At 49.7% G+C, this 24,722-nt stretch carries 24 protein-coding genes and 1 riboswitch; of the genes, 8 read left to right on the top strand and 16 right to left on the bottom strand.

The features are described from left to right. Nucleotides 1-27: 27 nt before the first annotated feature. Together SYN6312_RS19840 and thiC are read right to left on the bottom strand one after the other, a co-directional pair. Nucleotides 28-387 (bottom strand): hypothetical protein, encoded by a 360-nt coding sequence (locus tag SYN6312_RS19840; RefSeq protein ID WP_041430823.1) that lies wholly within the window; start codon nt 385-387, stop codon nt 28-30. A gap of 165 nt (nt 388-552) precedes the next feature. After that, nucleotides 553-1,938 carry a phosphomethylpyrimidine synthase gene (thiC, locus tag SYN6312_RS10530; RefSeq protein ID WP_015124859.1) on the bottom strand — a complete coding sequence of 462 codons (1,386 nt, stop codon included), beginning with the start codon at nt 1,936-1,938 and terminating at the stop codon, nt 553-555. A 6-nt stretch (nt 1,939-1,944) separates the two neighbouring features. After that, nucleotides 1,945-2,054: riboswitch (TPP riboswitch) on the bottom strand. A 431-nt stretch (nt 2,055-2,485) separates the two neighbouring features. Between thiC and SYN6312_RS10525 the strand changes: the two genes are divergently transcribed. Continuing rightward, nucleotides 2,486-3,148: a Crp/Fnr family transcriptional regulator gene (locus SYN6312_RS10525; RefSeq protein WP_015124858.1), complete on the top strand. Its 663-nt coding sequence runs from the start codon at nt 2,486-2,488 to the stop codon at nt 3,146-3,148. 11 nt (nt 3,149-3,159) lie between these two features. On the opposite strand, the gene SYN6312_RS10520 is transcribed toward SYN6312_RS10525, so the two are convergent. Both SYN6312_RS10520 and SYN6312_RS10515 read right to left on the bottom strand, forming a co-directional pair. Continuing rightward, complete coding sequence (locus tag SYN6312_RS10520; RefSeq protein WP_015124857.1) at nt 3,160-4,296, bottom strand: LptF/LptG family permease; 1,137 nt, start codon at nt 4,294-4,296, stop codon at nt 3,160-3,162. 2 nt (nt 4,297-4,298) lie between these two features. Then, nucleotides 4,299-5,642 carry a TldD/PmbA family protein gene (locus SYN6312_RS10515; RefSeq protein WP_015124856.1) on the bottom strand — a complete coding sequence of 448 codons (1,344 nt, stop codon included), beginning with the start codon at nt 5,640-5,642 and terminating at the stop codon, nt 4,299-4,301. A gap of 265 nt (nt 5,643-5,907) precedes the next feature. Between SYN6312_RS10515 and SYN6312_RS10510 the strand changes: the two genes are divergently transcribed. Beyond that, nucleotides 5,908-6,090, top strand: a complete 183-nt coding sequence (locus SYN6312_RS10510; protein WP_015124855.1) for a hypothetical protein — start codon at nt 5,908-5,910, stop codon at nt 6,088-6,090. Between the two features lie 231 nt (nt 6,091-6,321). On the opposite strand, the gene SYN6312_RS10505 is transcribed toward SYN6312_RS10510, so the two are convergent. The 5 genes from SYN6312_RS10505 to SYN6312_RS10485 form a co-directional block, all read right to left on the bottom strand. Beyond that, nucleotides 6,322-7,521 carry a YeeE/YedE family protein gene (locus SYN6312_RS10505; protein WP_015124854.1) on the bottom strand — a complete coding sequence of 400 codons (1,200 nt, stop codon included), beginning with the start codon at nt 7,519-7,521 and terminating at the stop codon, nt 6,322-6,324. Between the two features lie 197 nt (nt 7,522-7,718). Further along, the gene (locus SYN6312_RS10500; protein WP_015124853.1) at nt 7,719-8,678 is read right to left on the bottom strand and encodes a sulfurtransferase; all 960 of its coding nucleotides are present in this window, start codon (nt 8,676-8,678) and stop codon (nt 7,719-7,721) included. A 162-nt stretch (nt 8,679-8,840) separates the two neighbouring features. Next, nucleotides 8,841-9,398: an MgtC/SapB family protein gene (locus SYN6312_RS10495; RefSeq protein WP_015124852.1), complete on the bottom strand. Its 558-nt coding sequence runs from the start codon at nt 9,396-9,398 to the stop codon at nt 8,841-8,843. 158 nt (nt 9,399-9,556) lie between these two features. Then, nucleotides 9,557-10,144, bottom strand: coding sequence for a cation transporter (locus SYN6312_RS10490; protein WP_015124851.1), 588 nt, complete (start codon nt 10,142-10,144; stop codon nt 9,557-9,559). Between the two features lie 49 nt (nt 10,145-10,193). Next, nucleotides 10,194-10,433 (bottom strand): hypothetical protein, encoded by a 240-nt coding sequence (locus SYN6312_RS10485; protein ID WP_015124850.1) that lies wholly within the window; start codon nt 10,431-10,433, stop codon nt 10,194-10,196. 162 nt (nt 10,434-10,595) lie between these two features. Here SYN6312_RS10485 and SYN6312_RS10480 point away from each other — a divergent pair, with 162 nt between their 5' ends. Beyond that, entirely contained in the window at nt 10,596-11,609 is a 1,014-nt protein-coding gene (locus SYN6312_RS10480) for a hypothetical protein (protein WP_015124849.1), read from the top strand. Nucleotides 11,610-11,629: 20 nt separating this feature from the next. On the opposite strand, the gene SYN6312_RS10475 is transcribed toward SYN6312_RS10480, so the two are convergent. Both SYN6312_RS10475 and SYN6312_RS10470 read right to left on the bottom strand, forming a co-directional pair. After that, nucleotides 11,630-12,238, bottom strand: coding sequence for a carbonic anhydrase (locus SYN6312_RS10475; RefSeq protein WP_015124848.1), 609 nt, complete (start codon nt 12,236-12,238; stop codon nt 11,630-11,632). A 159-nt stretch (nt 12,239-12,397) separates the two neighbouring features. Then, nucleotides 12,398-12,832: a YidH family protein gene (locus tag SYN6312_RS10470; protein ID WP_015124847.1), complete on the bottom strand. Its 435-nt coding sequence runs from the start codon at nt 12,830-12,832 to the stop codon at nt 12,398-12,400. 331 nt (nt 12,833-13,163) lie between these two features. Here SYN6312_RS10470 and SYN6312_RS10465 point away from each other — a divergent pair, with 331 nt between their 5' ends. Both SYN6312_RS10465 and metX read left to right on the top strand, forming a co-directional pair. After that, a complete protein-coding gene (locus SYN6312_RS10465) occupies nt 13,164-14,480 on the top strand; it encodes an O-acetylhomoserine aminocarboxypropyltransferase/cysteine synthase family protein (RefSeq protein ID WP_015124846.1) in 1,317 nt (438 codons plus the stop codon). A 2-nt stretch (nt 14,481-14,482) separates the two neighbouring features. Continuing rightward, nucleotides 14,483-15,556 (top strand): homoserine O-acetyltransferase, encoded by a 1,074-nt coding sequence (metX, locus tag SYN6312_RS10460; RefSeq protein ID WP_015124845.1) that lies wholly within the window; start codon nt 14,483-14,485, stop codon nt 15,554-15,556. Nucleotides 15,557-15,904: 348 nt separating this feature from the next. Here metX and cobM read toward each other — a convergent pair whose 3' ends face one another. From cobM to argC, 3 genes are all read right to left on the bottom strand, one after another. Then, nucleotides 15,905-16,687, bottom strand: coding sequence for a precorrin-4 C(11)-methyltransferase (gene cobM, locus SYN6312_RS10455; protein WP_015124844.1), 783 nt, complete (start codon nt 16,685-16,687; stop codon nt 15,905-15,907). A gap of 3 nt (nt 16,688-16,690) precedes the next feature. After that, the gene (locus SYN6312_RS10450; protein WP_015124843.1) at nt 16,691-17,425 is read right to left on the bottom strand and encodes a cytochrome c biogenesis protein CcdA; all 735 of its coding nucleotides are present in this window, start codon (nt 17,423-17,425) and stop codon (nt 16,691-16,693) included. Nucleotides 17,426-17,558: 133 nt separating this feature from the next. Beyond that, nucleotides 17,559-18,617 (bottom strand): N-acetyl-gamma-glutamyl-phosphate reductase, encoded by a 1,059-nt coding sequence (argC, locus tag SYN6312_RS10445; RefSeq protein ID WP_015124842.1) that lies wholly within the window; start codon nt 18,615-18,617, stop codon nt 17,559-17,561. A 140-nt stretch (nt 18,618-18,757) separates the two neighbouring features. Here argC and ribBA point away from each other — a divergent pair, with 140 nt between their 5' ends. After that, the gene (gene ribBA, locus SYN6312_RS10440) at nt 18,758-20,428 is read left to right on the top strand and encodes a bifunctional 3,4-dihydroxy-2-butanone-4-phosphate synthase/GTP cyclohydrolase II (protein ID WP_015124841.1); all 1,671 of its coding nucleotides are present in this window, start codon (nt 18,758-18,760) and stop codon (nt 20,426-20,428) included. 29 nt (nt 20,429-20,457) lie between these two features. On the opposite strand, the gene SYN6312_RS10435 is transcribed toward ribBA, so the two are convergent. Beyond that, nucleotides 20,458-21,675 (bottom strand): ABC transporter permease, encoded by a 1,218-nt coding sequence (locus SYN6312_RS10435; RefSeq protein ID WP_015124840.1) that lies wholly within the window; start codon nt 21,673-21,675, stop codon nt 20,458-20,460. A 203-nt stretch (nt 21,676-21,878) separates the two neighbouring features. On the opposite strand from SYN6312_RS10435, the gene SYN6312_RS10430 reads away from it, so the two are divergent. Beyond that, entirely contained in the window at nt 21,879-22,082 is a 204-nt protein-coding gene (locus SYN6312_RS10430) for a DUF751 family protein (RefSeq protein ID WP_015124839.1), read from the top strand. A gap of 10 nt (nt 22,083-22,092) precedes the next feature. Here SYN6312_RS10430 and yvcK read toward each other — a convergent pair whose 3' ends face one another. Continuing rightward, nucleotides 22,093-23,463: a gluconeogenesis factor YvcK family protein gene (gene yvcK, locus SYN6312_RS10425; RefSeq protein WP_015124838.1), complete on the bottom strand. Its 1,371-nt coding sequence runs from the start codon at nt 23,461-23,463 to the stop codon at nt 22,093-22,095. A gap of 236 nt (nt 23,464-23,699) precedes the next feature. On the opposite strand from yvcK, the gene hemB reads away from it, so the two are divergent. Further along, complete coding sequence (gene hemB / locus SYN6312_RS10420) at nt 23,700-24,686, top strand: porphobilinogen synthase (protein ID WP_015124837.1); 987 nt, start codon at nt 23,700-23,702, stop codon at nt 24,684-24,686. Nucleotides 24,687-24,722: the final 36 nt, after the last annotated feature.

Here is a 24,722-nt window from a genome sequence, read left to right as displayed (position 1 = left end):
CCATTAAATCCCGCAAACGCTCACGATTTATGTTGGTGGGGTCAAGTTGGAATCGGAAGAGCGCCACAAAGCATTGACCTTGGAGAGCAGCTCGCTTAGCCGCGCATAGTCTTTCTCGATTTGCTCGTTCTCTTTCCTGATCCGCTCGGTTTCGTTCTCGATTTGCTCGATTTCTTTCTTGACTCGCAAGCTCTCGTTCTCTAGCTGCAAGCTCACGGTCTGATTCTGCTGCACGATCCCGTCGTATTTCGCGTTCTCTTGCTTCAATCTCTCGGTTTCTTGCCTCAACCTCTCTCTGTCTTGTTTGATCATCACGATTTCTTCCTCGATGGAGAGCGTACCACTCAAGGCTGAGATTAGCCACCAGAGCCAGTGCGGCCGCCACAAAGGTTGCAAGACTCCATTGGAGGTAGGTGAGGCGGAAGAATGGGAGGGGGATGGATTCGGTGTTTCCATAGAACCTCAACAGTGCAGCTAAGGCAAAGAGAAATGTTGCTAAGGAGCGGGGCAGGACTTGGAGAAAACTAACCACATTCCCACCCCAACTCTAGCCTAAACTTCCGCCATGACCCGTTTTTCTTGATCTTGGGCGAGAAACTTCTCTAACTCCGTCAGAGCATCGGCATCCACCTTGGTTTGCATCGGGCAGAACTTCGGCCCACACATGGAACAAAATTCGGCGGTTTTATAGATGTCCGCGGGGAGGGTTTCATCGTGATATTCCTTGGCCCGTTCCGGATCTAAGGAAAGCTCAAACTGGCGATTCCAGTCAAAGTTATAGCGGGCGGTGGACAGTTCATCATCCCGATCTCGGGCACCCGGCCGGTGGCGGGCAATATCTGCGGCATGGGCGGCAATTTTATAGGCAATTAAACCATTGCGGACGTCTTCAGCATTGGGTAAACCCAGGTGCTCTTTCGGGGTGACGTAACACAACATCGCTGTCCCGTACCAGCCGGCCATGGCTGCCCCAATTGCTGAGGTGATGTGGTCGTAGCCTGGCGCAATATCCGTCACCAACGGCCCCAAGACATAGAAAGGAGCTTCGGAACATTCTTCCATCTGCTTGCGGACATTAAATTCAATTTGATCCATCGGCACATGGCCTGGTCCCTCAACCATCACTTGGACATCATGCTCCCAGGCCCGGCGGGTGAGTTGCCCTAAGGTTTTCAGTTCCGCCAGTTGGGCGGCATCGGAGGCATCATGGGTACAACCAGGCCGTAAGGAATCCCCCAAAGAGAAGGAGACATCATAGCGTTTGAAAATTTCGATAATGTCGTCAAAGTGGTTATAGAGCGGGTTTTGTTTGTGGTGATGCAGCATCCAGCGGGCAATAATGCCCCCACCCCGCGAGACAATTCCCGTAATCCGACTGCGAACCAAGGGCAAATGTTCAATTAATATCCCGGCATGGATTGTCATATAATCCACACCCTGTTGCGCGTGTTTCTCGATGATATGTAAGAAATCATCCGGCGTGAGGTTTTCGATATTGCCGTGAACGCTTTCCAAGGCCTGGTAAATCGGCACAGTGCCAATGGGAACCGGTGAAGCTTGGATAATCGCCGTGCGAATTTCATCCAGGTTGCCGCCGCCAGTGGACAAATCCATCACCGTATCGGCCCCATATTTCACGGCTAGATGCAGTTTCGCGACTTCTTCAGCCAAGTTCGAGGAATTAGGCGAGGCCCCAATGTTGGCATTGACTTTACATTTGGAGGCAATCCCAATCGCCATCGGTTCTAGGTTGGGGTGATTGATGTTGGCAGGAATAATCATCCGGCCCCGGGCTACTTCATCCCGAATTAAATCTGGGGGTAAATTCTCTCGCCGGGCCACATAGTCCATTTCCTCGGTAATCAATCCTTGGCGGGCATAATGCATCTGGGAAACATTGGCCTGGCCCTGCCGTTTGGCAATCCATTCAGTTCGCATGCTAAAAACCTCAATAAACAGCTTCCCTCCGCCGGTATGAACCGGTTCAGGTTCTAAGGGTTTGTCTCAGCCTGATCCGCTGCGAGTAGTTGGATTAGACACCCCTAGCTTGCCCTTGATTTTATCATTTCTATCAAGGTTATAAATTCTGTCCCCAGACCTGGAGACTATTTTTTATTAAATTTATTGCTGCTAACTACTCTTAAAGTGGGACATAACGTTACGGTTGCTGACAAGCCAAACAAGCGATAGTCACTTGACAGAGACCATTCAGAATAGATAGCCTTACACCAAAGTTTATCGAATCCTCAATGGGTAACCCTAGAGAGATTGGGCAGTCATTGAAGAGTTTTGTTCCTAGCAGATTATTGCTGTTAATTGGGAGAGCAGCTTACTCAAACTACGAATTTCTCCTCGTTATCCATCGACAATCATTGTATAAATCAATACTGAATTTCTATCTCTTAACATAACCTTGGTGTTTTGATTAACTTAGCTTTACAGAACCAGCTTAAAGTATTGGGGAATACTCCTAGGCACCACCAATATGCCGAATTACACTCCCCCTCAATCCTTTGCAGATTCCCACATAGAATCTCTGGAAGCAATTTATCGGCATCAAGTCAGCACCAGTCCCCTCCCTCCTAAGTTACATAATTTTGCGGCGGGCGATTGTATTTGGCTGCATCCTGAGCGGATTTGGGTTGTTGGTCAGGGAATTGTCCAATTAAATTTGCTCCACCCCAGTGGCGATGAAGTGATTTTAGGGTTGGCCGGGCCGGGGATGCCCTTTGGTTCAGCTTTAACGACATTGGAAGCCTACCAGGCCCGCGCCTTGACGGCGGTGGAGTTGATGTCTTTTACCTTGACCGAAGTTGAGTCTTCTCCTAATTTAAACCAGAGCCTATTTCGGGGTTTGAGTCGGCGATTAAGGCAGGTGGAAGCCATCTTAGCCATTTCTAGCCATCGCCGGATTGAGGATCGCTTGCGCCATCTATTATTTTTGCTACGGCAAGAAGTGGGACATCCCCATCCTCAAGGGCATCGTTTAGCAGTCCGCCTGACTCACCAACAGTTAGCCAGTGCCATTGGGACGAGTCGGGTGACTATTACCAGGCTATTGGGAAAACTGCGCGAAGAAAATTGGCTCAAATTTGATCGGGATCGCCACCTGATTCTCACCCCGGCAATTACGGCTTTGACGCTCTAGCTTGTTTGGGTTTAGTGACGCTGGGCCTGGATCAGTAAAATAATCCCAATCAAGCCCAGGCCAATTTTGGGCGACCAACTGGCCACAGCAGGAGAAAGAATCCCCCCCTGCCCAAATGAGGTTGCGACAAAGGAAACCAGATAGTAACTAAAAATCACGGCTACGCTCAGGCCAAAAGCCCAGGCATTATTACTACGAGGCGAATTAATACCCAAAACTGCCCCAATCAGGGCTAAAAGAAGGCACACCCAAGGAAGAGAGCGTTTTTCTTGGAGTTGAACGCGCCAAGTCCGAATCCGCTTTTGATCACCACTTTGGAGCAAGATACCTAGAAAATCCTTGACCTCCCCACTACTCATAAACTCCGGTGTGCGAATTTCCTGGGCTAATTCGAGAGGGGTGCGGCGATAGGTGAAGGCTTGACGGGTAAAGGGGACAACCTCTTGATAGGCTTGGTTCCCATCCAGAAGGTAGCGCGTGCCATTGCTCAATTCCCAGGCCCGTTCTGGCTCGAACCACTCGGCCGACTCAGCGGCAATAATTTCGGACAATAATCCCTGGTCAAAATTTAGTATGGTCACCCCCTGCATCACCTGGCCATCAAATTCCTGGGCAAAGAAAATCTGCTGAAGATAGCGTTGGGCAAATTCCCGATAGAAAATGTTCCGTTCTTGAAATGGCTTGACGGGCTGGTCAATCCCCGCTTTTAGCGTCAGATAGGCCTGGTAACTACTGGCCGGCACCACATACTCATTTAAGGCCCAGGTACTCGTCATTGCCACCAGACCCGCCAACAGGGCCGGAACTACTAAACGCCTCGCACCAATGCCAACACTTTTGCAAGCAATAATTTCACTGCGGCGCGAGAGCCGACTGTAGGCCATAAGAGTGCCAAATAAAATTGCCATCGGAATCCCCAAGACAATAAAACTGGGGAGCCGCAGCAGAAAGACTTGCCCAGCATCAGCCACCCCTAGGCCAGAATCGAGGACACGCCGAATTAGTTCAAAAACAGTCCCAATGACCGCCGCAATAGTCGTAAAGATACCCAGGCCCCAAATAAACGGAGCAATCATTTCTACGAGCAAATAACGATCTAAAACGGGGAGTGAAATTGGTAGCCAAGGGCGAGTTGGGGCAACAGCCACATTTATTCTCCAGTAATGGCTAATCCGTCCACCCAGACAAGGGGGCAGAAACCACCTTGGGTAAATTGCGCAACCGGATCAAGATGAACAATCTGTTTCAGGACTGTCCGAAAATCCCCTGCTACCGTAGCCGACTCGATACTAATTTTCTCACCGTTCTTCAGTAACCAGCCATCAAAGGGCAAAGAAAACGATCCTTGTAAAGCCTTCACCCCAGCATGGAGAGCATGGAGATCATCCACATAGACGACCCCGTCCGCAGTTGCCAAATTATAACCGGAGTTAGCTTCCCGACCGGGCAAAACATCATAAAAATGACTACTGACGGTGACTTTTGCCCCCATGTTGGCATGGCCTGTGGGTTGGGCTTGGAGGCGTTTGGCGGTTCCGGCACTGTGGAGTAATCCGGTTAAGATTCCTTGCTCAATCAGGGGGGTGCGTTGGGTCGGTGTTCCTTCCCCATCAAAGGTTGTGGCACCGATATGTTCGGGATGACGGGCATCATCAAAAACAGTCAGGTCTGGAACAGCGAGGGCCTGGCCGAGGGAGTCGGGGGTGGAAAGGCTTTGTCCATCCAAAATGCTTTGGGCGTTAAACAGGTTGGAAAATGCCGAGAGGAGGCTTAAAAACGCTTCCGGGGAAAAGATGACGGGATAGTGACCCGAAGCAATAGGTTGGTAGTCTAAATGGCTAGTAGTTTTTTCTGTGGTTTCGGCAACACAACTGGCAATATCCAGGTCTTCCAGGCCATAGCTGAGGCGAAAGGCTCCGGCACTGCGGGGTTTCCGACCGGCCACATCGGTTTTGCTGTAGAGATAAATGGAGGTGTAGGTTCCCCCCTCTTGGCGCATGGCCCCTTCACTGTTGAGATAAAACCGCGAGATAGCCCGTTGGGATAATCCGTTATAGGGAACACTACTGATAGCTGGGTGAGCTTCAATGACGGCTTGTTCGGCAGCGACAAGTTTTTCGACTAATTCACTGGCGGGGGCGGGGCTGACTAGGGGAGAGGAAATGGGGGCTACGGGGGCCTGGGCCTGGGGACTAAAGTCGGGAATATGTTCTATAACCCCAAAATGACTGGCATCCCGGGCCATCCCCAAGGCTAACTCCAAACCTCGCCGATCCAAATCCGTTGTACTTGTTACCCCCATTTGTCCCTGCTCATTCCAAACCCGCACCGTAATCCCTGAGCGCTGGGAAGCTTTGACCTGCTTGGGCCGGCCATTTTGAACTTGCACAGAGACCTCATCTATCTGAGAACCACCGAGATCATATTTGTGAATGCCCAATTGCTGGGCGGTTGTTTCCACAAGGGTCATTAAGCTGCTGACATCGGTAGTCATAAGTATTTGCCTTGATAAAGTTAAGTGCCTGAGCCGCTGTCCTCCCAAGACGGATTGAGGGACTTCGCCTTTTGATCCTAATAGACCGCTGGCTGGCTTTTCAATGCAATAATTCTTTAAATGTTTAGCCTAAAAAAATCATTAGCAAAATTTATTACTTCCGCTTCTGGAGAATTTCTAAACACGAGCCTGAGGGGGTAGGGTTCAAATCATCCCTGATCTGCCCACTCCTCCATCACCTGATTGGGAATCACACCGGCCATGCATGACTTGGGGAAGACTCAATCGGCCTTGCGCTAAAGCTTGCTATCCAATTCTTGAAGAATCTGCACCCGATCAAGTTTGGGGGGCCTATCTCCAGGCCTGGGAAGGGACTGATGACACCGCATTTTGGGATAGCATTTGGCAGGCAATTCCAGATCACTTGATTATTCGTACCATCAAGTAGTTCGATACCACTGAGGAATCTTAGGAGTAGCCCTATTGCAGACTAAAGATTTAGAAATATTTTCCTTAAGTTTATTTCAGTCATCAACTATAGCGTTACACAGACTGTTCTGACGCGTAAAAATGTTCAAAGTTTCACCAGTGGGAGGTTTTCTGACTTGCTCTTAAGCAGCCGTAAATGAGTCAAACTATATCTGTTTCAGCTACTTTCCTTAAAAAACAATTTAGATTGCTATTCACCCTTGAGTTGCCCCTGGAATTGTAAAGACAGCCAACTGCCAAATAGGGCAAAAACAATCCACAGCCAACCATGCAAACTGAGCGAGGCAATCCCCCCTAAAAAAGCACTGATATTGCAGCCAAAGGAAAGCAACGCCCCATAGCCCATGAGTAAACCACCAAAGCCGCGAGCCAAAATTTGTCGCCCTGATAAATCAAACCGAATCGCAAAGTTCCCAGTTAAACCTGCCCCCAGAACCGCTCCCAAAATCAAGCTGAGATTCATCACAGAACTGACATCAGCAAAAATACTATGATTCAGAGCAAATTGGGCCGGTTCACTCTGCCAAAACGGGGCCTGGCCTGGGTTCCATCCGAGGGTTTGAGCTAAATGCGCGCCCCAGACTAAAAAGCCCCAAGTGATGCGCCAGGGTTGCCCAGAGACAATCAAAGTTAACCAGGCCAAGACTGCTAAAACAATCGCTCCAGTGGTGAGGGACCAAGGCCCCCGAATGATTTTGCTTAACTCCTGTTTGGAAGACTGATCGGTCGCGATGAGTGCTTCAGATCGAGACTTTAACGGGGCCTGGTTTAGCCAGAGAATTACACCCGCCACAATTCCCAATAGGGCTAACTGGAACGCCACACCCCCAACCCAACCCAAGGCCTGGTTCCAAACAATCGGCTGCCAACTGGGAAACTGGGCCCAAAAGGGGCGAGTCAAACTGGCCAAAAACGAGCCAACGCTAAACATCAGAATCGTAATCACAATCGAGCCATTGCCGCTCCCCAGGCCAGCTAAACTACCACAGCCACAACCCCCGCCCCACTGCATCCCAATCCCAAACAAAAACGCCCCTACCATCCCCGCTACACCCACAGGGGCCAAGGCCCCGCGAATTGTTTCCCCAGCAATTTCTCCCGCGGACAAAACAGGAGCAAACAGAACCGTGGCCACTGCGAGTAATAAACACTGAGCCAAAAGCCCCCGCCCATCCCGATGCAGCCACCAATTCCGATAGGCCGAGCTAAAGCCAAAGCGGGCATGGTGGAGAGTTAGTCCCAGCAAAGCACCCAAGAGAAAAAGAATACTCTGCCGCCAGCCATAACGGGAAAGGGCAACAACCCCAAAGCCAATGAGGCCCAGAGCTATTGCCACAGTCTTTGATGCTAAAAGTTTTTGCCAGGCCCCCGAAGGTTGAGACAGACTCATTTTTTCGGTGGTGTTTTGGTGCTGGTTTGAGAAGGGATGTCACAGGCAGAAGCCTCAGATGTAATCACCAAACTTACCAGGCCAAGCCCCAAACACAAAAGTCCCGACAACACCAGAGATGAAAGGATTTTCACAAGCAAAACCTCAACAAAAAACTTAGGAGCGAACGCTAACAGCCTCAACAATCTATTAGACCACTAACCAATCGGATCAGGGCCAGTTTGAACGGGTAAATCGGTGGCACTATACTCAGTCCAAGAGCCTTCATAGATGCGGACTTTCGGGTATTTGAGCAAGTGCTTCAGGACAATGTATTGCAAGGTAGCTTCCCGGCCGGTGCTGCACGTGACAATCACATCTTGGCTGGGGTCAACTTTTTTGCTGGCTAAAATCGCTTTGATCTCATCCAAGGACTTGAGTTTGTGCGGGTTATCTGCAGTTGTGAACGTGGGCCAAGGGATATTCCGTGCGCCGGGAATGTGACCATTCCGGATAAAGACATTTTCTTCACCGCTAAAGAGCTTTGGTGGCCGTGGATCAACAAAAACCACCCCAGGCTTACCAATCAGTTGCTTGACCTGAGCCAGATTGACGCGAATGTTGGGGTTATCTTGAAACTTTGGTTGGGCAATAGAATATTTGGGATAGGCTTTGGTTACTTCCCCACTCGCCTTATAACCAGTAAAGCCACCATCGAGAATCGCAATATCCTTAAAGCCAAGCCGCTCGAGGACATAGGCCACCATCGTTGCACCGAGAACATCCCGAGCATCCGAATAGACCAAGACCTTACTATTATTGCTAACTCCGGCTTGACCTAGGATTTTAGTGAGTTTAACTTCATCCCAGTACTGTACCGGCAAGCGACCATCCGGCCCCCGAAAAGCAGCATCAGCAATATTTACGGCATTGGGAAGGTGTCCAGAAATATATTCCAGGGGGGCATTACGGACATCGAGAATGCGAAGATTAGAGTTTTTTGCTTGGGACTTCACCCAGTCTGGACTGACAAATTGAATTGTGGCCCCGGGGGCGGCAGTGGCATTGACAATCCAGGTAATAGGTAAAGCAACGACTGCGAGAAAAAATACGGCCGCAATTAGTAATCGCCGTGACCGCCAACTGAGACGGGATAATGATTTGGTAAAGGCTCTCATGATACTCAATATTCCAAAACTCTGCAAATGGATTAACGTCTGCCTCCCTTGACCATGAACATCTGGGGGACAAATCAATTCCTTAAAGCCGACAGATATTAAGTAGATTAACTTATTTTCTCTAAAATTTCCAAGTCGGCATGGGAAAATCCATAAATTTTATCAATCGTTAGAATTGTCAGGAGTAGAGGCTGAGATGTTTTTCAACGGGGCTGCGGTCTTTTTCTTTTTACCTTTCCCATAGATATGCACTTGATACAGGGGAGCTTGTTTAATCCGCTTGACTCCGCTCAAAATTACCAAGGTCATTAATGTTCCGATTAAGCTGGTAATCCAAAGCCCACATCCGGCAGCAGTTCCCAGGCCAGCAGTTAACCACAAGGCAGCAGCAGAGGTCAGACCCTTAACTTCTGGCTTTACTCCATGACTTGACTGTTGCAAAATTAAACCCGCACCAATAAACCCCACCCCAGTTGCCACCCCCTGCACTGTCCGACTCAAGGCATTAGTGGAATTAAGATCAATCCCGGCCTGGAGTGGCAGCATCACAAATAAAGCAGAACCAACGCTCACAGCCATATAGGTGCGTAGGCCAGCAGGTCGCCCGGGTTGTTGTCGGTTTAAGCCAATCGCACCCCCCACAAAAAACGCCATGCCCAAACGCAACGAAATTGTGAATATATCATCCGGGCTGAAGAATAAAGTATTTTCTAACGCCATCAGATATACCTCACTAAACCCGGCGAATAAGGGGATTATAAGGTTTGAGCAAGGTTAAGTAAAGTTTAAGGTTGATAGCTGTATTGTCGATTGGTCAAGATTCCCACTTGAGAGAACAGATGAATATTCAGGCGTTGGGACTGAGTTTAGGTACTTTTCTAAGGCTCAGCTAAGGTGTGTTCATCTCTAGCCGCTTTCCAAATGGCCTTGGCAGCATCGGCATTCATGATTAAAATTCCAATCCCCACAATTAAATCGGGCCAGCCAGATAACCAGAGCAATGTCACCAGGCCAGCCCCGATAATCGCAATATTGGCCAAGGCATCATTCCGGGCCGAAAGAAACGCCGCTTTAACTAAACTGCCCTCGTGATGGCGATATTTAGAGATGACAAAGGCACAGACCAGATTAACAACCAGCGCACCCAGGCCAGTGCCAGACAATAACCAAGGTTCCGGTGGTGTTGGGGTAGCAAATTTCTGCCAGACGGCCCAGGCCAATGCAATCGCCGGAATCAGCAGCACACCCGAGAGGAACATCCCAACAAATGCTCGTGTTTTTGCAGGCCAGCCTAAGGCAACAAGGATGAGGAAATTAACGGCGGCATCTTCGAGAAAATCAATACTATCGGCAAATAGGGAAACTGAGTTGATGTGTCGGGCAACCCAAAATTCCACGAAAAAGTAACTGAGGTTGGCAAGCCCCACGAACAGGATGGCGGGACGTAACCCGATGTTTTTGGTCATGACTTAACTTGCCCAGAGGGTTCCAATATGTCAGAGCATAACGAAAAACTCAAATTTGGGATGAATATTGGGGGTATGGGGCCAAGGTTGCTTTTTTCTTACCCGTGAGTTGCCGTCCCAAAGACCATAGGCCCAGATAGACAAGGCTGGCAAAAATCAGAGGTAAAAGTTTGGCAACCGTTAACAAGGATTGGAATGACCACCAAAACCGTCTTGGCCAACTCCAGGCCTGGTGGGTGATGGGGACACGCTGTTGAGAGATAGGAGGCTGGGATAGAGATAAAGACATAAACGACCTACTTAAAATACTAAAAACCGAGTGAGTTACTGTACATTAGTTTTTGATTCTCGCATACAGACTGAAGTTTATGCAATGGTTAAGTCTGGGCTAATTCAGGGACGGCTCTAGGTGTTGGATGACTAAGACTCTAAAACTGGCTTGAGGCGAGGTATGGGAACGATTCAAGGCATTTATGAGGTGGGGATTGGCACACTGGATTTACTGGCTCAGGTGCAGTATTGGCAGCAGTTTGGTTATCGGATCGGTGAGATTGGACGGTTATCTCCTGAGGGTGCAGAGCGGTTGTATGGTGTGCGCTCTGGGCTGCAATCCGTCAGACTGCTTCATCAAAATGCCGATCATGGTTTACTTCGACTCATGGCCTGGGAAAGCCCGACGGGGCCTGGCCTGGGTTTGGCTTCAATGAAGGTGATCGGGAATCGCTGGGGAACGACTTTAACCAATGATCTCTTGAATCTTCTCAATCACTTTGAACTTCTGGCCCAGCGATCTCCTGATACCTATCGCTACACCGAGCCTCTTTGGAGTCAAATTTATGCTTCAGCTACTCCTGCCCGGGCCTGGGTTGACCCATTATTGGGAGTGCGTGAAAGTTTGTGGCTGACCCCATTGACCCGTCACGTTTTCTTCCAGCGATTTAACTATCAATTACCTCACTACGGCTCCGTTAACCCCCATTCTTTTTTCCAAACGAGTCAAATCACCCATGTTGGCCTGGTGATTCAAGATGATAGTAGCGAGGTGCTGGATTTTTATGATCAAGTTTTAGGACTATTGCGGGCACGGGATGGCCTGGTGGATCGCTATGAAGATAACCCCGCTGCTCGACCGATTTTGGATCTGGGGCCTGGAGATTATTACTACACCACTGATTTTGACGATCCACGCTCATCGGTAACAGATATAAGTCAAGTCCGATCCGGTCGCCTCAAAGTGATTCGCTTTCCCCAGGCCATGGCTTTAGAAAATAAGCTGCTAGAGTCACGCCCAGGCCAGTTGGGGATATCTCTTTATACCTATCGAGTTCAACCCATTTCCGAGTTTTGGGAGCGGGTTAAAGCTAGTGCAGCCACCCAAGTCACAGAAATTATTCAGAATGAGTTTCAAGAACCCAGCTTTTCCTTTATGGCTCCTGATGGCTATTTTTGGACACTTGTGGGTTAAATACAATCCAGGAATATATTCTAGAGTTGTGAAAATCCAGCCCTAACTTGACCTGCTTCGGTGGCTTTAGGAACTTCAATTAACTGCCCAGTTTTGACATCGTAAATAAACCCATAAATCGGGATATTGCTGGGGACAAGGGGATGACGGCGAATTCGTTGAACATCAGCAACTACACTTTTAGCCAAATCCGTAAATGTCAACCAATCAATAAACCGAGCCTCATCGGCAAATTCAGACTTAAGCTCTTGACCTACATCCCGCCAACCAGACTCATCAACAATTGCAGTTTCTAAACTTTGGCTGAGGAGGCCCCGAATAATCTCATCGGTAAAAAGCTCCATGCCGCAATTGGTGTGATGAATCACAAACCATTCCCGTGTGCCTAAAAGTTTGTAGGAAATAATCAAGGAGCGAATCGCATCATCACTGGCCCGTCCTCCTGCATTGCGAATCACATGGGCATCTCCCTCTGCCAGGCCAGCATATTTCGCCGGATCCAGACGGGCATCCATGCAGGTCAAAATCGCAAAACGTCGGCCTGGGGGTAACGGTAATTCACCCTTATCGCCAAAATTCTCAACATAGCTCTGATTTGCCGCCAAAACCTCTGCTAAAACCTGACTCATGCGGATACCTCCTTCAAAATCCCGTAACTCGATAGTGTTATGAGACTATATCATGAGTGGCAATTCAAAACTGCTCCGATCCAAGTTCAAATCGTTGATCGATTGCTGACAGTAAACCTACCCAGGCCTGGGAACGCGTCAACTCTAAGTGATGAGGATTTAATCAAGCACAATTGTCCCGAGGTCATCCAGGGGTGCGGCAAAGACATAGTAAAAGACCCCTACGCCCAACAGAATAATGCTCAAACTGGAAATAATTACCCAGCGGTCGGGCGGCTCATAGGTATCGTTTTCAATATCGTCACGCACGACAAAATAATGCTGCGTTGAGAGCAAAACAGTAATCAGACCCACCACCGCAAAGGCCAAACCCAAACGCCAACCATTTCCCGGGGGTTGAATGGCCAAAGGGGGCCGCAAAATCCGTAAACGCACAATCAGCACCCCAAACCCCATCAGGGCCACAGCACTCCGCATCCAGGCCAGGTAGGTTCGCTCGTTAGCCAAATGATCCCGAATCCGGTTGAGGTTCTTTTTCCTGGGTGGATTTTTTTCATCCTGGCTGGTTGGCGGCAGTTCAACGGAGTTACTCATGGAAATTCACAGGATCAACATTAAATCTCTAACTAAGCGAAAGCCTCACATCCCCCTCAAGTTACCGCCATCATAGAAAACCACCCTTCAAGAAAATGTATTAGCGATGACAACATTCAGGCCTGGATCGAGAGGTTCCAGGTAATTCTAGCGGTTCCAGATTTATAAAGTACAAAAACTTGACCGATTTACAGGGTTTTGATTAGGATGGGCTATACACGTTCCTGCTTGCAGTGTTGTTTGGAGTCGGCTTCAGTTTTTTTTAGGAATAACGTCCGACAGCACCGGGGAGCGGAATTAATCAGGTCTAAATTGTTCGCCAAGGGTCATTATGAGTTCATCCTATCGCTTTGAAACTCTCCAAGTGCATGCGGGTCAAGAACCGGCCCCCGGAACGAATGCGCGGGCTGTGCCGATTTACCAAACCAGCTCCTATGTCTTTGATGATGCCGCCCACGGGGCCAGACTCTTTGCCTTAGAGGAATTTGGCAACATCTACACCCGGATCATGAACCCGACCACGGATGTTTTTGAGAAACGGATTGCGGCGTTGGAAGGGGGAGTTGCGGCTCTGGCGACATCGAGTGGTCAAGCGGCCCAGTTTTTGGCGATCAGTAACATTGCCCAGGCCGAGGATAACATTGTTTCGACAAGCTATTTATACGGCGGTACCTATAACCAGTTCAAAGTTACCCTACCCAGGCTGGGGATTGGGGTGAAATTTGTGGCGGGGGATGAGGCGGAAGATTTCCGATCCGCGATTGATGAAAATACCAAAGCTCTCTATGTCGAGTCCATTGGTAACCCCCAGTTTAATATCCCTGATTTTGCCGCCCTCGCCCATGTGGCCCACGAAAATGGCATTCCCCTGATTGTGGACAATACCTTTGGTGCAGCGGGTTATGTGGCCCGGCCGATTGATTATGGGGCCGATATTGTTGTCCAGTCGGCGACGAAATGGATTGGCGGCCATGGGACTTCCATTGGGGGCGTGATTGTTGATTCCGGCAAATTTGACTGGGGTAATGGCAAGTTTCCGCTGTTTACCAAACCAGCTCCGGGCTATCACGGCTTGAATTTTTATGATGCCTTTGGCCCCCAGAGTCCCTTTGGCAATATTGCCTTTATCATTCGGGCGCGGGTGGAAGGCTTACGGGATATTGGGGCGGCCTTAAGTCCGTTTAATGCCTTTTTGTTTTTACAAGGCCTGGAAACCCTTTCGCTGCGGTTGGATCGGCATTTGTCCAATGCATTAGAACTGGCTCAGTGGTTAGAAACGCTGCCCCAAGTGGCCTGGGTGAACTATCCGGGCTTGCCTAATCATCCCTATTACGAGCAGGCGAAAAAATATCTCCAGCATGGCTTTGGCGGGGTGTTAAATTTTGGCATCAGGGGTGGTTACGAAGCGGGGCGGGCCTTTATCAATGCGGTCAAACTGGCGAGTCACTTGGCCAATGTCGGGGATGCGAAAACCTTGATTATTCATCCCACCTCAACCACCCATCAACAACTCAGCCCTGAGGAACAAGTATTGGCCGGAGTCACGCCAGATCTAGTTCGAGTTTCGGTTGGGATTGAGCATATCGAGGACATTAAAGCCGACTTTATCCAGGCCTTTGCTGCCATTGAGGCCATTACCGGGGGATAGAGATGCGTTACCAGGCCATCATTTCGCCAGAAACCCAGTTCTATCAGCATCCCCAGCCCTTGACTTTAGAGTTGGGGGGAACCTTAACCGGGGTGCAAGTGGCCTATCGAACCTGGGGTCAGCTTAATCCGAGTGGCGATAATGGGGTGCTGGTTTGCCATGCCTTTACCGGATCTGCCGATGTTGAGCAATGGTGGGAACCTTTGTTAGGCCCAGGCCGCTGTTTGGATCCGACCCAAGATTTTATTATTTGTAGCAATATTCTCGGCAGTTGCTATGGCACGACCGGCCCGACTTCGATTAACCCGTTAACCCAAACTCCCTATGGCCCGGAATTCCCCGCGATTACGATTCGCGACATGGTGCATCTCCAGGCCGAGTTACTCAAAGCCTTGGGGGTGAAGCAGTTACGACTAGCCATCGGTGGCTCCCTAGGCGGGATGCAGGTCTTGGAGTGGGCGGTTTTATATCCGGAAATGGTCAGGGCGATTGTTCCGATTGCGGTCTCTGGGCAACACTCGGCCTGGTGTATTGGGTTGCATGAGGCCCAACGGCAAGCGATTTATGCAGATCCCCACTGGCAAAACGGCTACTACACCCAAACTCCGGCCCGAGGCCTGGCGGTGGCGCGGATGATCGCCATGAATACCTATCGGTCGTGGGATAGTTTTCAAATGCGTTATGGCAGAACCTTCCAGGCCAATGATTTTAGGATTGCCAACTATTTAAACTACCAAGGGGAAAAGTTCGTTGAACGGTTTGATGCCAACTGCTATGTCACCCTGACCCAGGCCATGGATCGCCATGATTTAACTCGGGCTGATAAATCCTATCCTCAGGTTCTCCAAAGCATCTCGCAACCGACCCTAGTCATTGGCATTGATACGGATATTCTCTATCCCCCCAGCGAACAGGAAGAATTGGCAGAGTTGATTCCCAATGCCCAACTAACCTGGCTGAACTCCCCCCACGGCCATGATGCCTTTTTGATTAATATGACCGAACTGAATCAGAGCGTATTAGAGTTTCGTCAGCGTCAATCGGATTTGTTTACCCCAACCCTGGCCTGGCATTAAGTCCTCTCTTTTTCAGCATTTTGAGAACTGTAAATCTGTTGTGGCAGAAATCCCAAAAATAATGCACCGAAGTCTTATAGCATTACGCAGACTGTTCTGGGTGAATAGAAATCTTCCCAGCCTTGACTAAAAAGCGCTTTCTGACTTGTCCTTAGCTCAATTCTAAATGGGTAATGCTATAGGTCTATATAATATTTTCAAATAATAAGTTAAAGCATGAATTGAGCGATGATCTACAGCATGGATTTACGAACGCATGTCGTTAATTGTGTCCATTGAGGGGGCAGAGTAGTTGTAGAGTGTTTGCTCTGGGCTGTAATCCGTCAGACTCCTCTATCAAAATGCTGATCATGGTTGAGTCTGATTCATGGCCTGGCTGCGGAACAAACGTGGATGGTTAGGGTGATAGAGTTGCGAACGGTTGCCCCGATCAGGTCGTAAGGCCGGAGTCACTAAATACAACGTTGTTCGATAAAGATGATGGGTCTGGGTGACGTTGGCCATCTCGGTGAGGGGAACCACATGAATCTGCTCATCAGGCCAGCCCAACCGAAAACAAATCGCCACAGGGGTATCAGGGGGATAGTGAACAAGTAATTCAGCTTGAGCTTTTTCAACATGGCGGGCACTGAGGTATAGACATAGGCTGGCCTGGTGGGCGGCAAGGTGAGCTAATTCTTCCTTGGCTGGAACTTGGGTGCGGCCACTGATACGGGTGAGGATAATTGTTTGAACCAGTTCGGGAATGGTGAGTTCGACTTGGAGCTTGGCCGCTGCTAGTTGAAAGGCACTAATTCCAGGAATTACTTCTATAGGGATGTTTGCTTGCTCTAGGGCTTGGAGTTGTTCGTGGAGGGTGCTGTAGAGACATGGATCACCGGATTGTAAACGGAGGACTAATTGCCCGGCCTGGACGCGCTCGATCATTAGGGGTAGGACAGTTTCTAGAATCTGATCTGCAGTGGGGATGAGTTCACAGTCGGCCTGGGCTAAATTGAGGATTTCCGGGGGAATAAGGGAGTTGGCATAAAAAATCACATTGGCCTGGGTAATCAAGCGTTGAGCTTTCACTGTCAATAGGTCAGGATCCCCAGGCCCCGCGCCAATTAGATAGAGTTTACCCGTTGCCAAAATCTAGACCCTCGGCAATAGCCGCACAGCTAAGGAAACCACGCCAAAACCGACCAATAGCACACCACTCGCTGGGGTAATCCAGGCCGACCATTGACGCAGGGCTAGGAGCTTTTTGATACTGGCTGTAAATGTACCCGCAATGATCAGAGGCAACACATAACCAACTGTATAGGCAAGTAATAATCCGGCTCCGACCACAGGTTTTTGATTCGCTGCCACCCAGGCCAAGAGAGTTGCCAATACGGGAGTACTACAGGGAGCCGCCACCAGGCCAAAACTTGCTCCTAGCACATAGGATCTCAATCCCTTGGGAACCCGCTCAGGAAGTTCCTCCAGGCCTGGCCAAGTGGGTAAAGTAATTGGCAAAGCATTGAGCAAATTTAAGCCCATGATGATCGCCACTAAACTGACCACAATGGTTAGCCCCGGCCCCACTTGGCCGTAGATTTTTCCCGCCAACGCTGCAATAATTCCCAAAATCGCTAAGGTTGTGGCTAAACCCAGGGCAAACCAGGCCGATTGTTTAGCTGCTTGTAGGCGATTTTCCGCGTTATACCCGCCAATATAGCCAATGGTGATCGGCAACATCGAAAGGGTACAGGGGGTAAGGCTGGTGAGTAATCCGGCCATAAAAATAATGGCAATGCTAACAGGATTGAGGTCAGTGAGTTGAGCCACAACAATTTGATTGGCCCATTGCTCTAAGGCATAAAAAAGTTCTTGAACACTGGCCACAGGCTGCCTCAACCTTGGGATGTATATTGCCAAAGCTTTAACACTATAGCGTCACAGTCACCATTGGCGGCAACTGAAAACCCTGGACATTGGCCGGCCGATTCTGGGTTTAACAGTTACGGCAAACAATCACCTAAGGATAAAAAGCTAACTGTGGTAAACCAAGGGTTTCTGACCAGCCCGACATGAGGTTAAGACACTGCACCGCTTGTCCGGCCTGGCCCTTCATCAGGTTATCAATGGCAGACATAATAATCACCCGTCCGGTGCGCTCATCTACCTCAATGCCGATGTAGCAGAGATTTGTCCCACAGGCCCATTTAGTTTGGGGATAAATTCCCGGTGGCAGAATTTTCACCCAGGGAGAATTGCGATAAAAGGCTTGGAAAATCGTAATTAAATCTTCTCGCACCAGGCCGGGATCCCGCAGCGTTGCATAGACTGTCGCCAAAATCCCGCGGGGCATCGGGATGAGATGGGGGGTAAATTGGACTTTTACTGACTGCCCTGCTAAATCACTGCAAATTTGCTCAATTTCGGGGGTATGGCGATGGCGGGCGACACCATAGGCAGCAAGGGAGGCATCGGCCTCAGCTAAAAGGAGATTAATTTTCCCTTGCCGGCCGCCACCGGATGTCCCAGATTTAGCATCAATAATCACGGTTTCTGGGAGAACCAGGCCCTGTTTCAGCAATGGGGAGAGAGCTAATAAGCTGGCCGTGGGATAGCAGCCGGGGCAACCCACTAACTGGGCCGGGGCAATTTTATCGCGATAGAGTTCGGGTAAACCATACACGGCCTGGGCGGCAAGTTCATCATCCTGACGCTCTGTACCGTACCACTGGCGATAGGTGGCTAAGTCTCGAAAACGATAATCTGCCGAAAGGTCAAGGACTTTACAGCCTTTTGCTAACAGCGGTTGGGCGATTTCCAGGGCCAGGCCATTGGGTAGGGACAAAAAGACGACTTGGGCTTTCGAGGCAATGACATCCACATCCACGGCTTCAACGGTTAAGTCCAGACAATGCTGCAAATGGGGATAGAAATCACTATAGGGTCGCCCCGCACTGCCCTCGCCTCCCAGATAGGTAATTGTGGTTAGGGGATGCTCAAGGAGGAGCCGGACTAGTTGCACACCACCATAACCAGAGGCCCCAACAATTGCGACTGATATGGCTTCCACTTGAGTCATGATTGTTGCCCCACTTTCCCCTGGCTGAGTTTTTGGCGATTTGACGATAACTCTGCTAAAGATAACAAAACCCACTCCGAAAACCGCTAAGATCAGATCAAGAAAGTTGTTAAGAAATTTTACGAATTCTCATTCCCACTGTGACTCACTCCTCTGAATCTGACTTTGAATTTGATTCCATTACCTCTGCGCTGACGGCATTAAAACAAGGCCAGGCCATTGTCGTCGTGGATGATGAGAGCCGGGAAAACGAAGGGGATGTAATTTGTGCGGCCCAGTTTGCCACACCAGCCCTGATTAACTTTATGGCGGTCAATGCCCGGGGACTGATTTGTCTCGCCATGGAGGGAGAGCGGCTGGATCAACTGGATTTGCCCCTGATGGTAACCACCAATACCGATAGTAATCAAACCGCCTTCACGGTCAGTATTGATGCCGGGCCGCACTTGGGGGTTTCCACGGGAATTTCTGCCGAAGACCGAGCTAGGACGATTCAAGTTGCCATCCAGGCCCAGACCCAACCCAGTGATTTACGCCGACCCGGCCATATTTTTCCCTTAAGAGCCAGAGAAGGGGGGGTGCTGAAACGAGCGGGGCATACAGAGGCGGCGGTAGATTTGGCGAGGTTAGCAGGGCTATACCCGGCAGGAGTGATCTGTGAGATTCAAAATCCCGATGGCTCAATGGCCCGCCTACCAGAATTAATTCAATACGCCCAAAAATACGACCTGAAAATTATTAGCATTGCGGATTTGATTAGCTATCGCCTCCAACATGAACGATTTATTTATCGGGAAGCCATCGCCAAATTGCCCTCAGAATATGGGGAGTTTCAAATCTATGCCTATCGCAATGGCCTAGACCAGTCAGAACACGTTGCCATTGTCAAAGGGAATCCTGAAACCTTTAGTCAAGAGGCTATTTTAGTCCGGGTACATTCGGAATGTTTGACCGGCGATGCCCTTGGCTCCTTACGGTGCGATTGTCGGATGCAGTTACAGGCTGCTCTAAAAATGTTGGAAAGTGCCGGACAAGGGGTGGTGGTCTATCTGCGGCAGGAGGGACGGGGGATTGGTTTAGTCAATAAACTGCGGGCCTACTCCCTCCAAGACATGGGCCTGGATACGGTTGAGGCAAATGAGCATTTAGGGTTTCCGGCTGACCTGCGTAACTATGGGGTCGGGGCGCAAATCCTCAATGATCTTGGGGTAAAAAAAATTCGCCTGATTACCAATAATCCCCGCAAAATTGCTGGTTTGAAGGGCTATGGCCTGGAAGTTGTCGATCGAGTGCCATTATTAATTGAAGCCAATGATTTTAACTCCACCTACTTGGCCACCAAAGCCGAGAAACTAGGGCATATGCTCCTGCAAACCTATCTAGTTACGGTGGCAATTCAATGGCAACAACCACCCGCAACCGTTACAGAACGCTATGAGCATTTAGAAAAACTGCGTTATCTAGCCCAGGCCCAGCACTTACTCCTGCAAGAAGAAGCCCGTCCAGTGGCCCAGGCCCTATTTGGGGAGACAGATTTAGTCTTTCACCTTGGTCTGGATCAACCGGATGTGGCCGCGCCAAATTGGTATCAACAACCTGGACACCCCTACCTCTTAGCTGTGCAAAATATTCTGGAGCAACTCACCAGCGGAAAATGGCTGCGTCAGTTAGAGTTTCTCATCTCCACAGGTGTCGATCCAATGCGTAGTTTACAGGTGGGCCTGGAACGGGAAACTTACTCGGTGCAGGAAACAGGCTCGCAATCATCCCTGGCCTGGGAACCACAAGTAATCTACACAGTCAGCTTGTAAATTCCAGTTTTGCTCGATACCTGACTTGACTAAGCACTTCTCAAGGCCACAATTGGGTCTAACTGAGCGGCGCGGCGGGCGGGAACAACCCCAAAGAATAAGCCAATTCCCCCAGAAACCCCCACTGCCAAAGCCACGGCCGCTGGAGCCACCCCCGCTTCTAAGGGAGTAATCGCCCCAATTAACATCACACCACCAACCCCCAGGCCTGTGCCAATCAACCCACCCAACGCAGATAAAATCATCGCCTCAATAATAAACTGCCAGAGGATATCTTCTTGGGTCGCTCCAATGGCTTTGCGTAGACCAATTTCCTGGGTGCGTTCGGTGACGGAAACCAACATAATATTCATAATTCCAATCCCACCCACCAAAAGGGAAATACCCGCAATGGCCGCCAACATTAGGGTCAAAGCATTGGAGATATTCCCAATAATTTCCAAGGCTTCTTTTTGAGTTTGGATAGTAAAGTCATCCTCATTAACAATTTGGTGGCGCAGGCGCAACAGATTCGTAATTTGATACTTAGCGGCATCAATACTTTGTTGATCATTGGCCGCAATAGAAATAAACGTTAACGGAATCCCATAGGGGGATCGTGTCCCAACGACTCGGTTGGCCATTGTGGTGATCGGAATAAAAGCGGTTTCATCTTGGTTATTTCCCAGGAAAGCGCCTTTTTCCTTCAAAACCCCAACGACCTCAAAGGTGATGCCCTTAATCCGAATGGATTCCCCAACGGGGTCTTGCCGCACAAAGAGTTTATTCGCCATCTCCGAGCCAAGGACTACGACCCGATTTTGCCGAGCCAGATCTGCATCGGAAATAAATCGCCCTCGATCCACTTCAAAACTACGCACCGTTAAAAAATTCGGCGTTGTTCCAACCACCAGGCCAGCCAAGTTACGACTATCAAAGGTAATCCGCTGTTGACTTTGAATTTGGGGCGCCACCTCTTTCACCGAAGGCACTTGTTGAGCAATAGCTTTAGCATCGGCTAGAACCAAGGTTTGAGGCAGATCAAAGGTACGATTGCGAGCCTGAGGGGAACCAGGGACAACAAACAAGGTATTGGGGCCGAGAGATTCAAACTGACCCGCAGCATAGCGTTCCGCCCCTTGGCCAACCCCGACCATGGCAATTACCGAGGCATTCCCAATCACAATCCCCAGCATGGTCAAACCGCTTCGCAGCCGATTCGCACTTAAGGTGGCCACCGCAATTTTGAGACTTTCCCAGATTTCCATGACAATTCTCCAGGCCTGGTGCGGCTAAATATCGATGTAAAAAGCAAGCATCCCTATGGTTACTTTACTTAATTTATTGTTACAGTTGTCGCTGCCATCTCCGGATCTGCCCCTGCGCTCCACGATAAAATACAATTGGTCTGAGCTAGAAGCTCTCCTCAGCCATCCTTGCAACTACCCGAATATCTAGAGAAAAATCTGTCATGGAAGGATTTTGGCAAAACGTCTTTCGTTATCAGCGCTATTTCGTTACAGTCTTATTGGGCGTTGTTTGGAATCTGGTTGAACCCCTCATTCCCCTCTTCAAAAAACCAGTTACCGCCGTTGCCTTAGTGGGGTTATTAGTCGGGAGTTTAGCCTTTGTCACCTTGACGATGCGAGCCATGCTGGGCCTACCGGTGAGCTAAATCCTCAGCCTTAGTCATAGCCAATTAAACTACCCACCCGCTCGTACCACTTCATCAACACTTGAGCCAACTTGGCCGAATCGTGGCGGACTAACTTCTTGGCGTGGTTCTCCACCATGACATCGGCCAAAATTAGGCGGCAGCCCAGTTCCCGTAACTCCTCCCGATTAATGGTGACGGGTTGGGAATGATTGAGTTGATAGCGAGATTGGGTAATTGGGCTAGGGGGTGTTTTTTGCATTAAGACCGCATCAAAGACCCGCTCCCCACACACATGATCTAACACCCGGATATGATCCCCAACGCTATAGCCATCGGTTTCTCCGGGCTGGGTCATAATATTGCAGACATAAACACAAGGACAGTGGCGATTGAGGAGGGCGGCCGTAATATCGGGGACGAGCAGGTTCGGGGCAATACTGGTGAACAAACTCCCCGGGCCCAAAATAATGTAATCAGCGTCCTCAATGGCCTGGATCGCTTTGGGGAGGGCGGGGGGGTGGGGGGGATGGCAACCAATTTGGATAATCCGGCCACCGGCTTCAGTAATATTCGACTCGCCTTGCACACATCGCCCATCAGCTAACTCAGCCCAGAGGGTCATATCCGTCAAACTAGCGGGTAAGACTTGCCCACGAATGGCCAACACTTGGGAACTGGCGGCAATGGCCTGCTCCAAGTCACCTGTCACCTTTTCCATGGCTGTAATGAACAAGTTGCCAAAGCTATGCCCCTCTAGGCCTGCACCAGACTCGAACCGATATTGAAAAAGTTCTGTAATTAATCTTTCTTCATCCGCGAGGGCCGCCAAACAGTTGCGAATATCCCCTGGTGGTAGCACCCCAATTTCCCGCCGCAACCGCCCAGAGGAGCCCCCGTCATCGGCCATGGTGACAATTGCGGTAATGTTGGCACTGTAAATTTTTAAGCCCCGTAATAAGGTCGAAAGCCCAGTTCCTCCCCCGATGGCGACGATTTTGGGCCCCCGTCCTAAACGCCGATGGGTCAAGAGGCGATCCACCAGCTCCCGATCCCCATCTGGTAAAAGCACTTCCGTAATGGAGCCTAAGGTGCGCGATTGTCCCCACCAAATTAAAAACAGGCCGATCAAAATGGCAATCGGGCCACTGATGTAACTTGGAAAGACCTCAGCAAAGGCCTGGACTAACTTGCCAATGAATTGAAATGTAAAGAAAATGGGCGTGAGTTTGATGCTAATCGCCAGGCCCAGGCTAACTAAAATAATTCCTGCCGCACTGATTAGTAACCAGCGTTTGACCACCAGGCCGGGTTGCAACCATTTTGACCAACGATTAATCTGGCGGGTGGAACGGGGGCGGGGGGGTTTACGGGAGAAGGGACGGGGCTGGGTGGAGGTCATGGGCTGTTGGCCAGGGGCATGAATTAAGAAACATGAACAGTGGGGTAGATTTTTCGGGACGTGGCACAGAGCTAGAACAATGACCAGGCCTGGGATTTGGTAAAGTCACTCCATCACGAGCCGCACTGCCCTAGCCCCCAGACTCCCGATTCCAAAGGGCAAAGTTAAGGGATAGTAGAGTTTAGGAATGAATCTTGACGCTCTGCCACCTTACGTTACATCCTGCCATACCGCCTATGTTTCCTACCCATCGCCCCCGTCGCCTCCGTCAACACCCACAACTACGGCGGATGGTGAGTGAAAATACGTTATCCACAGCGGATTTAATCTACCCCTTGTTTGCAGTCCCCGGTGACGGCGTTGCCCAAGAAGTTAAATCAATGCCGGGGGTCTATCAGTTATCAGTAGATAAAATCGTGGCCGAGGCTCAAGAAGTCTATGACCTGGGGATTCCAGCGATCATTCTCTTTGGGATTCCCGATAGTAAAGATAATCAAGCCACCGGGGCCTGGCATGATTGTGGAATTGTCCAAAAAGCGGCAACGGCTGTTAAATCCGCAATCCCAGATTTGATCGTCATTGCCGATACTTGTTTGTGCGAATACACGAGTCACGGTCATTGCGGCTATCTCCAAACTGGGGATTTAACCGGCCGCGTCTTGAATGATCCCACCCTCGAACTATTGCAAAAAACGGCTGTTGCCCAGGCCAAGGCCGGTGTGGATATTATTGCGCCTTCGGGGATGATGGATGGGTTTGTCCAAGCCATTCGTCAGGGATTAGATGGGGCTGGGTTTACAGATATTCCAATTTTATCCTACGCTGCTAAATATGCCTCTGCCTACTATGGCCCCTTCCGTGATGCCGCTGAATCTACCCCCCAATTTGGCGATCGCCGCACCTATCAAATGGATCCCGCTAATTCCCGGGAAGCCCTGAAGGAAATTGAACTCGACATTGCCGAAGGAGCCGATATGCTCATGGTCAAACCGGCCTTGGCCTATATGGACGTAATTTGGCAAGTTAAACAAGCCTCAAACTTACCCGTGGCGGCCTATAACGTTTCTGGGGAATATTCAATGGTCAAAGCCGCAGCCCTAAATGGCTGGATTGATGAGCGCAAAGTTGTTTTGGAAACCCTAATTAGCTTTAAGCGGGCTGGAGCCGATTTAATTCTCACCTACCATGCCAAGGATGCGGCCCGTTGGCTACAGGAGTCTTAAGTACTTCGATGGTCAGTATGCTTAAAGTTCAAACAT

Origin of the sequence: Synechococcus sp. PCC 6312, from assembly GCF_000316685.1 — a bacterium.
Lineage (GTDB): Bacteria > Cyanobacteriota > Cyanobacteriia > Thermosynechococcales > Thermosynechococcaceae > Pseudocalidococcus.
Note: the sequence above shows the minus strand (reverse complement) of the source record. Positions and strands in the feature narration are given on the sequence as shown.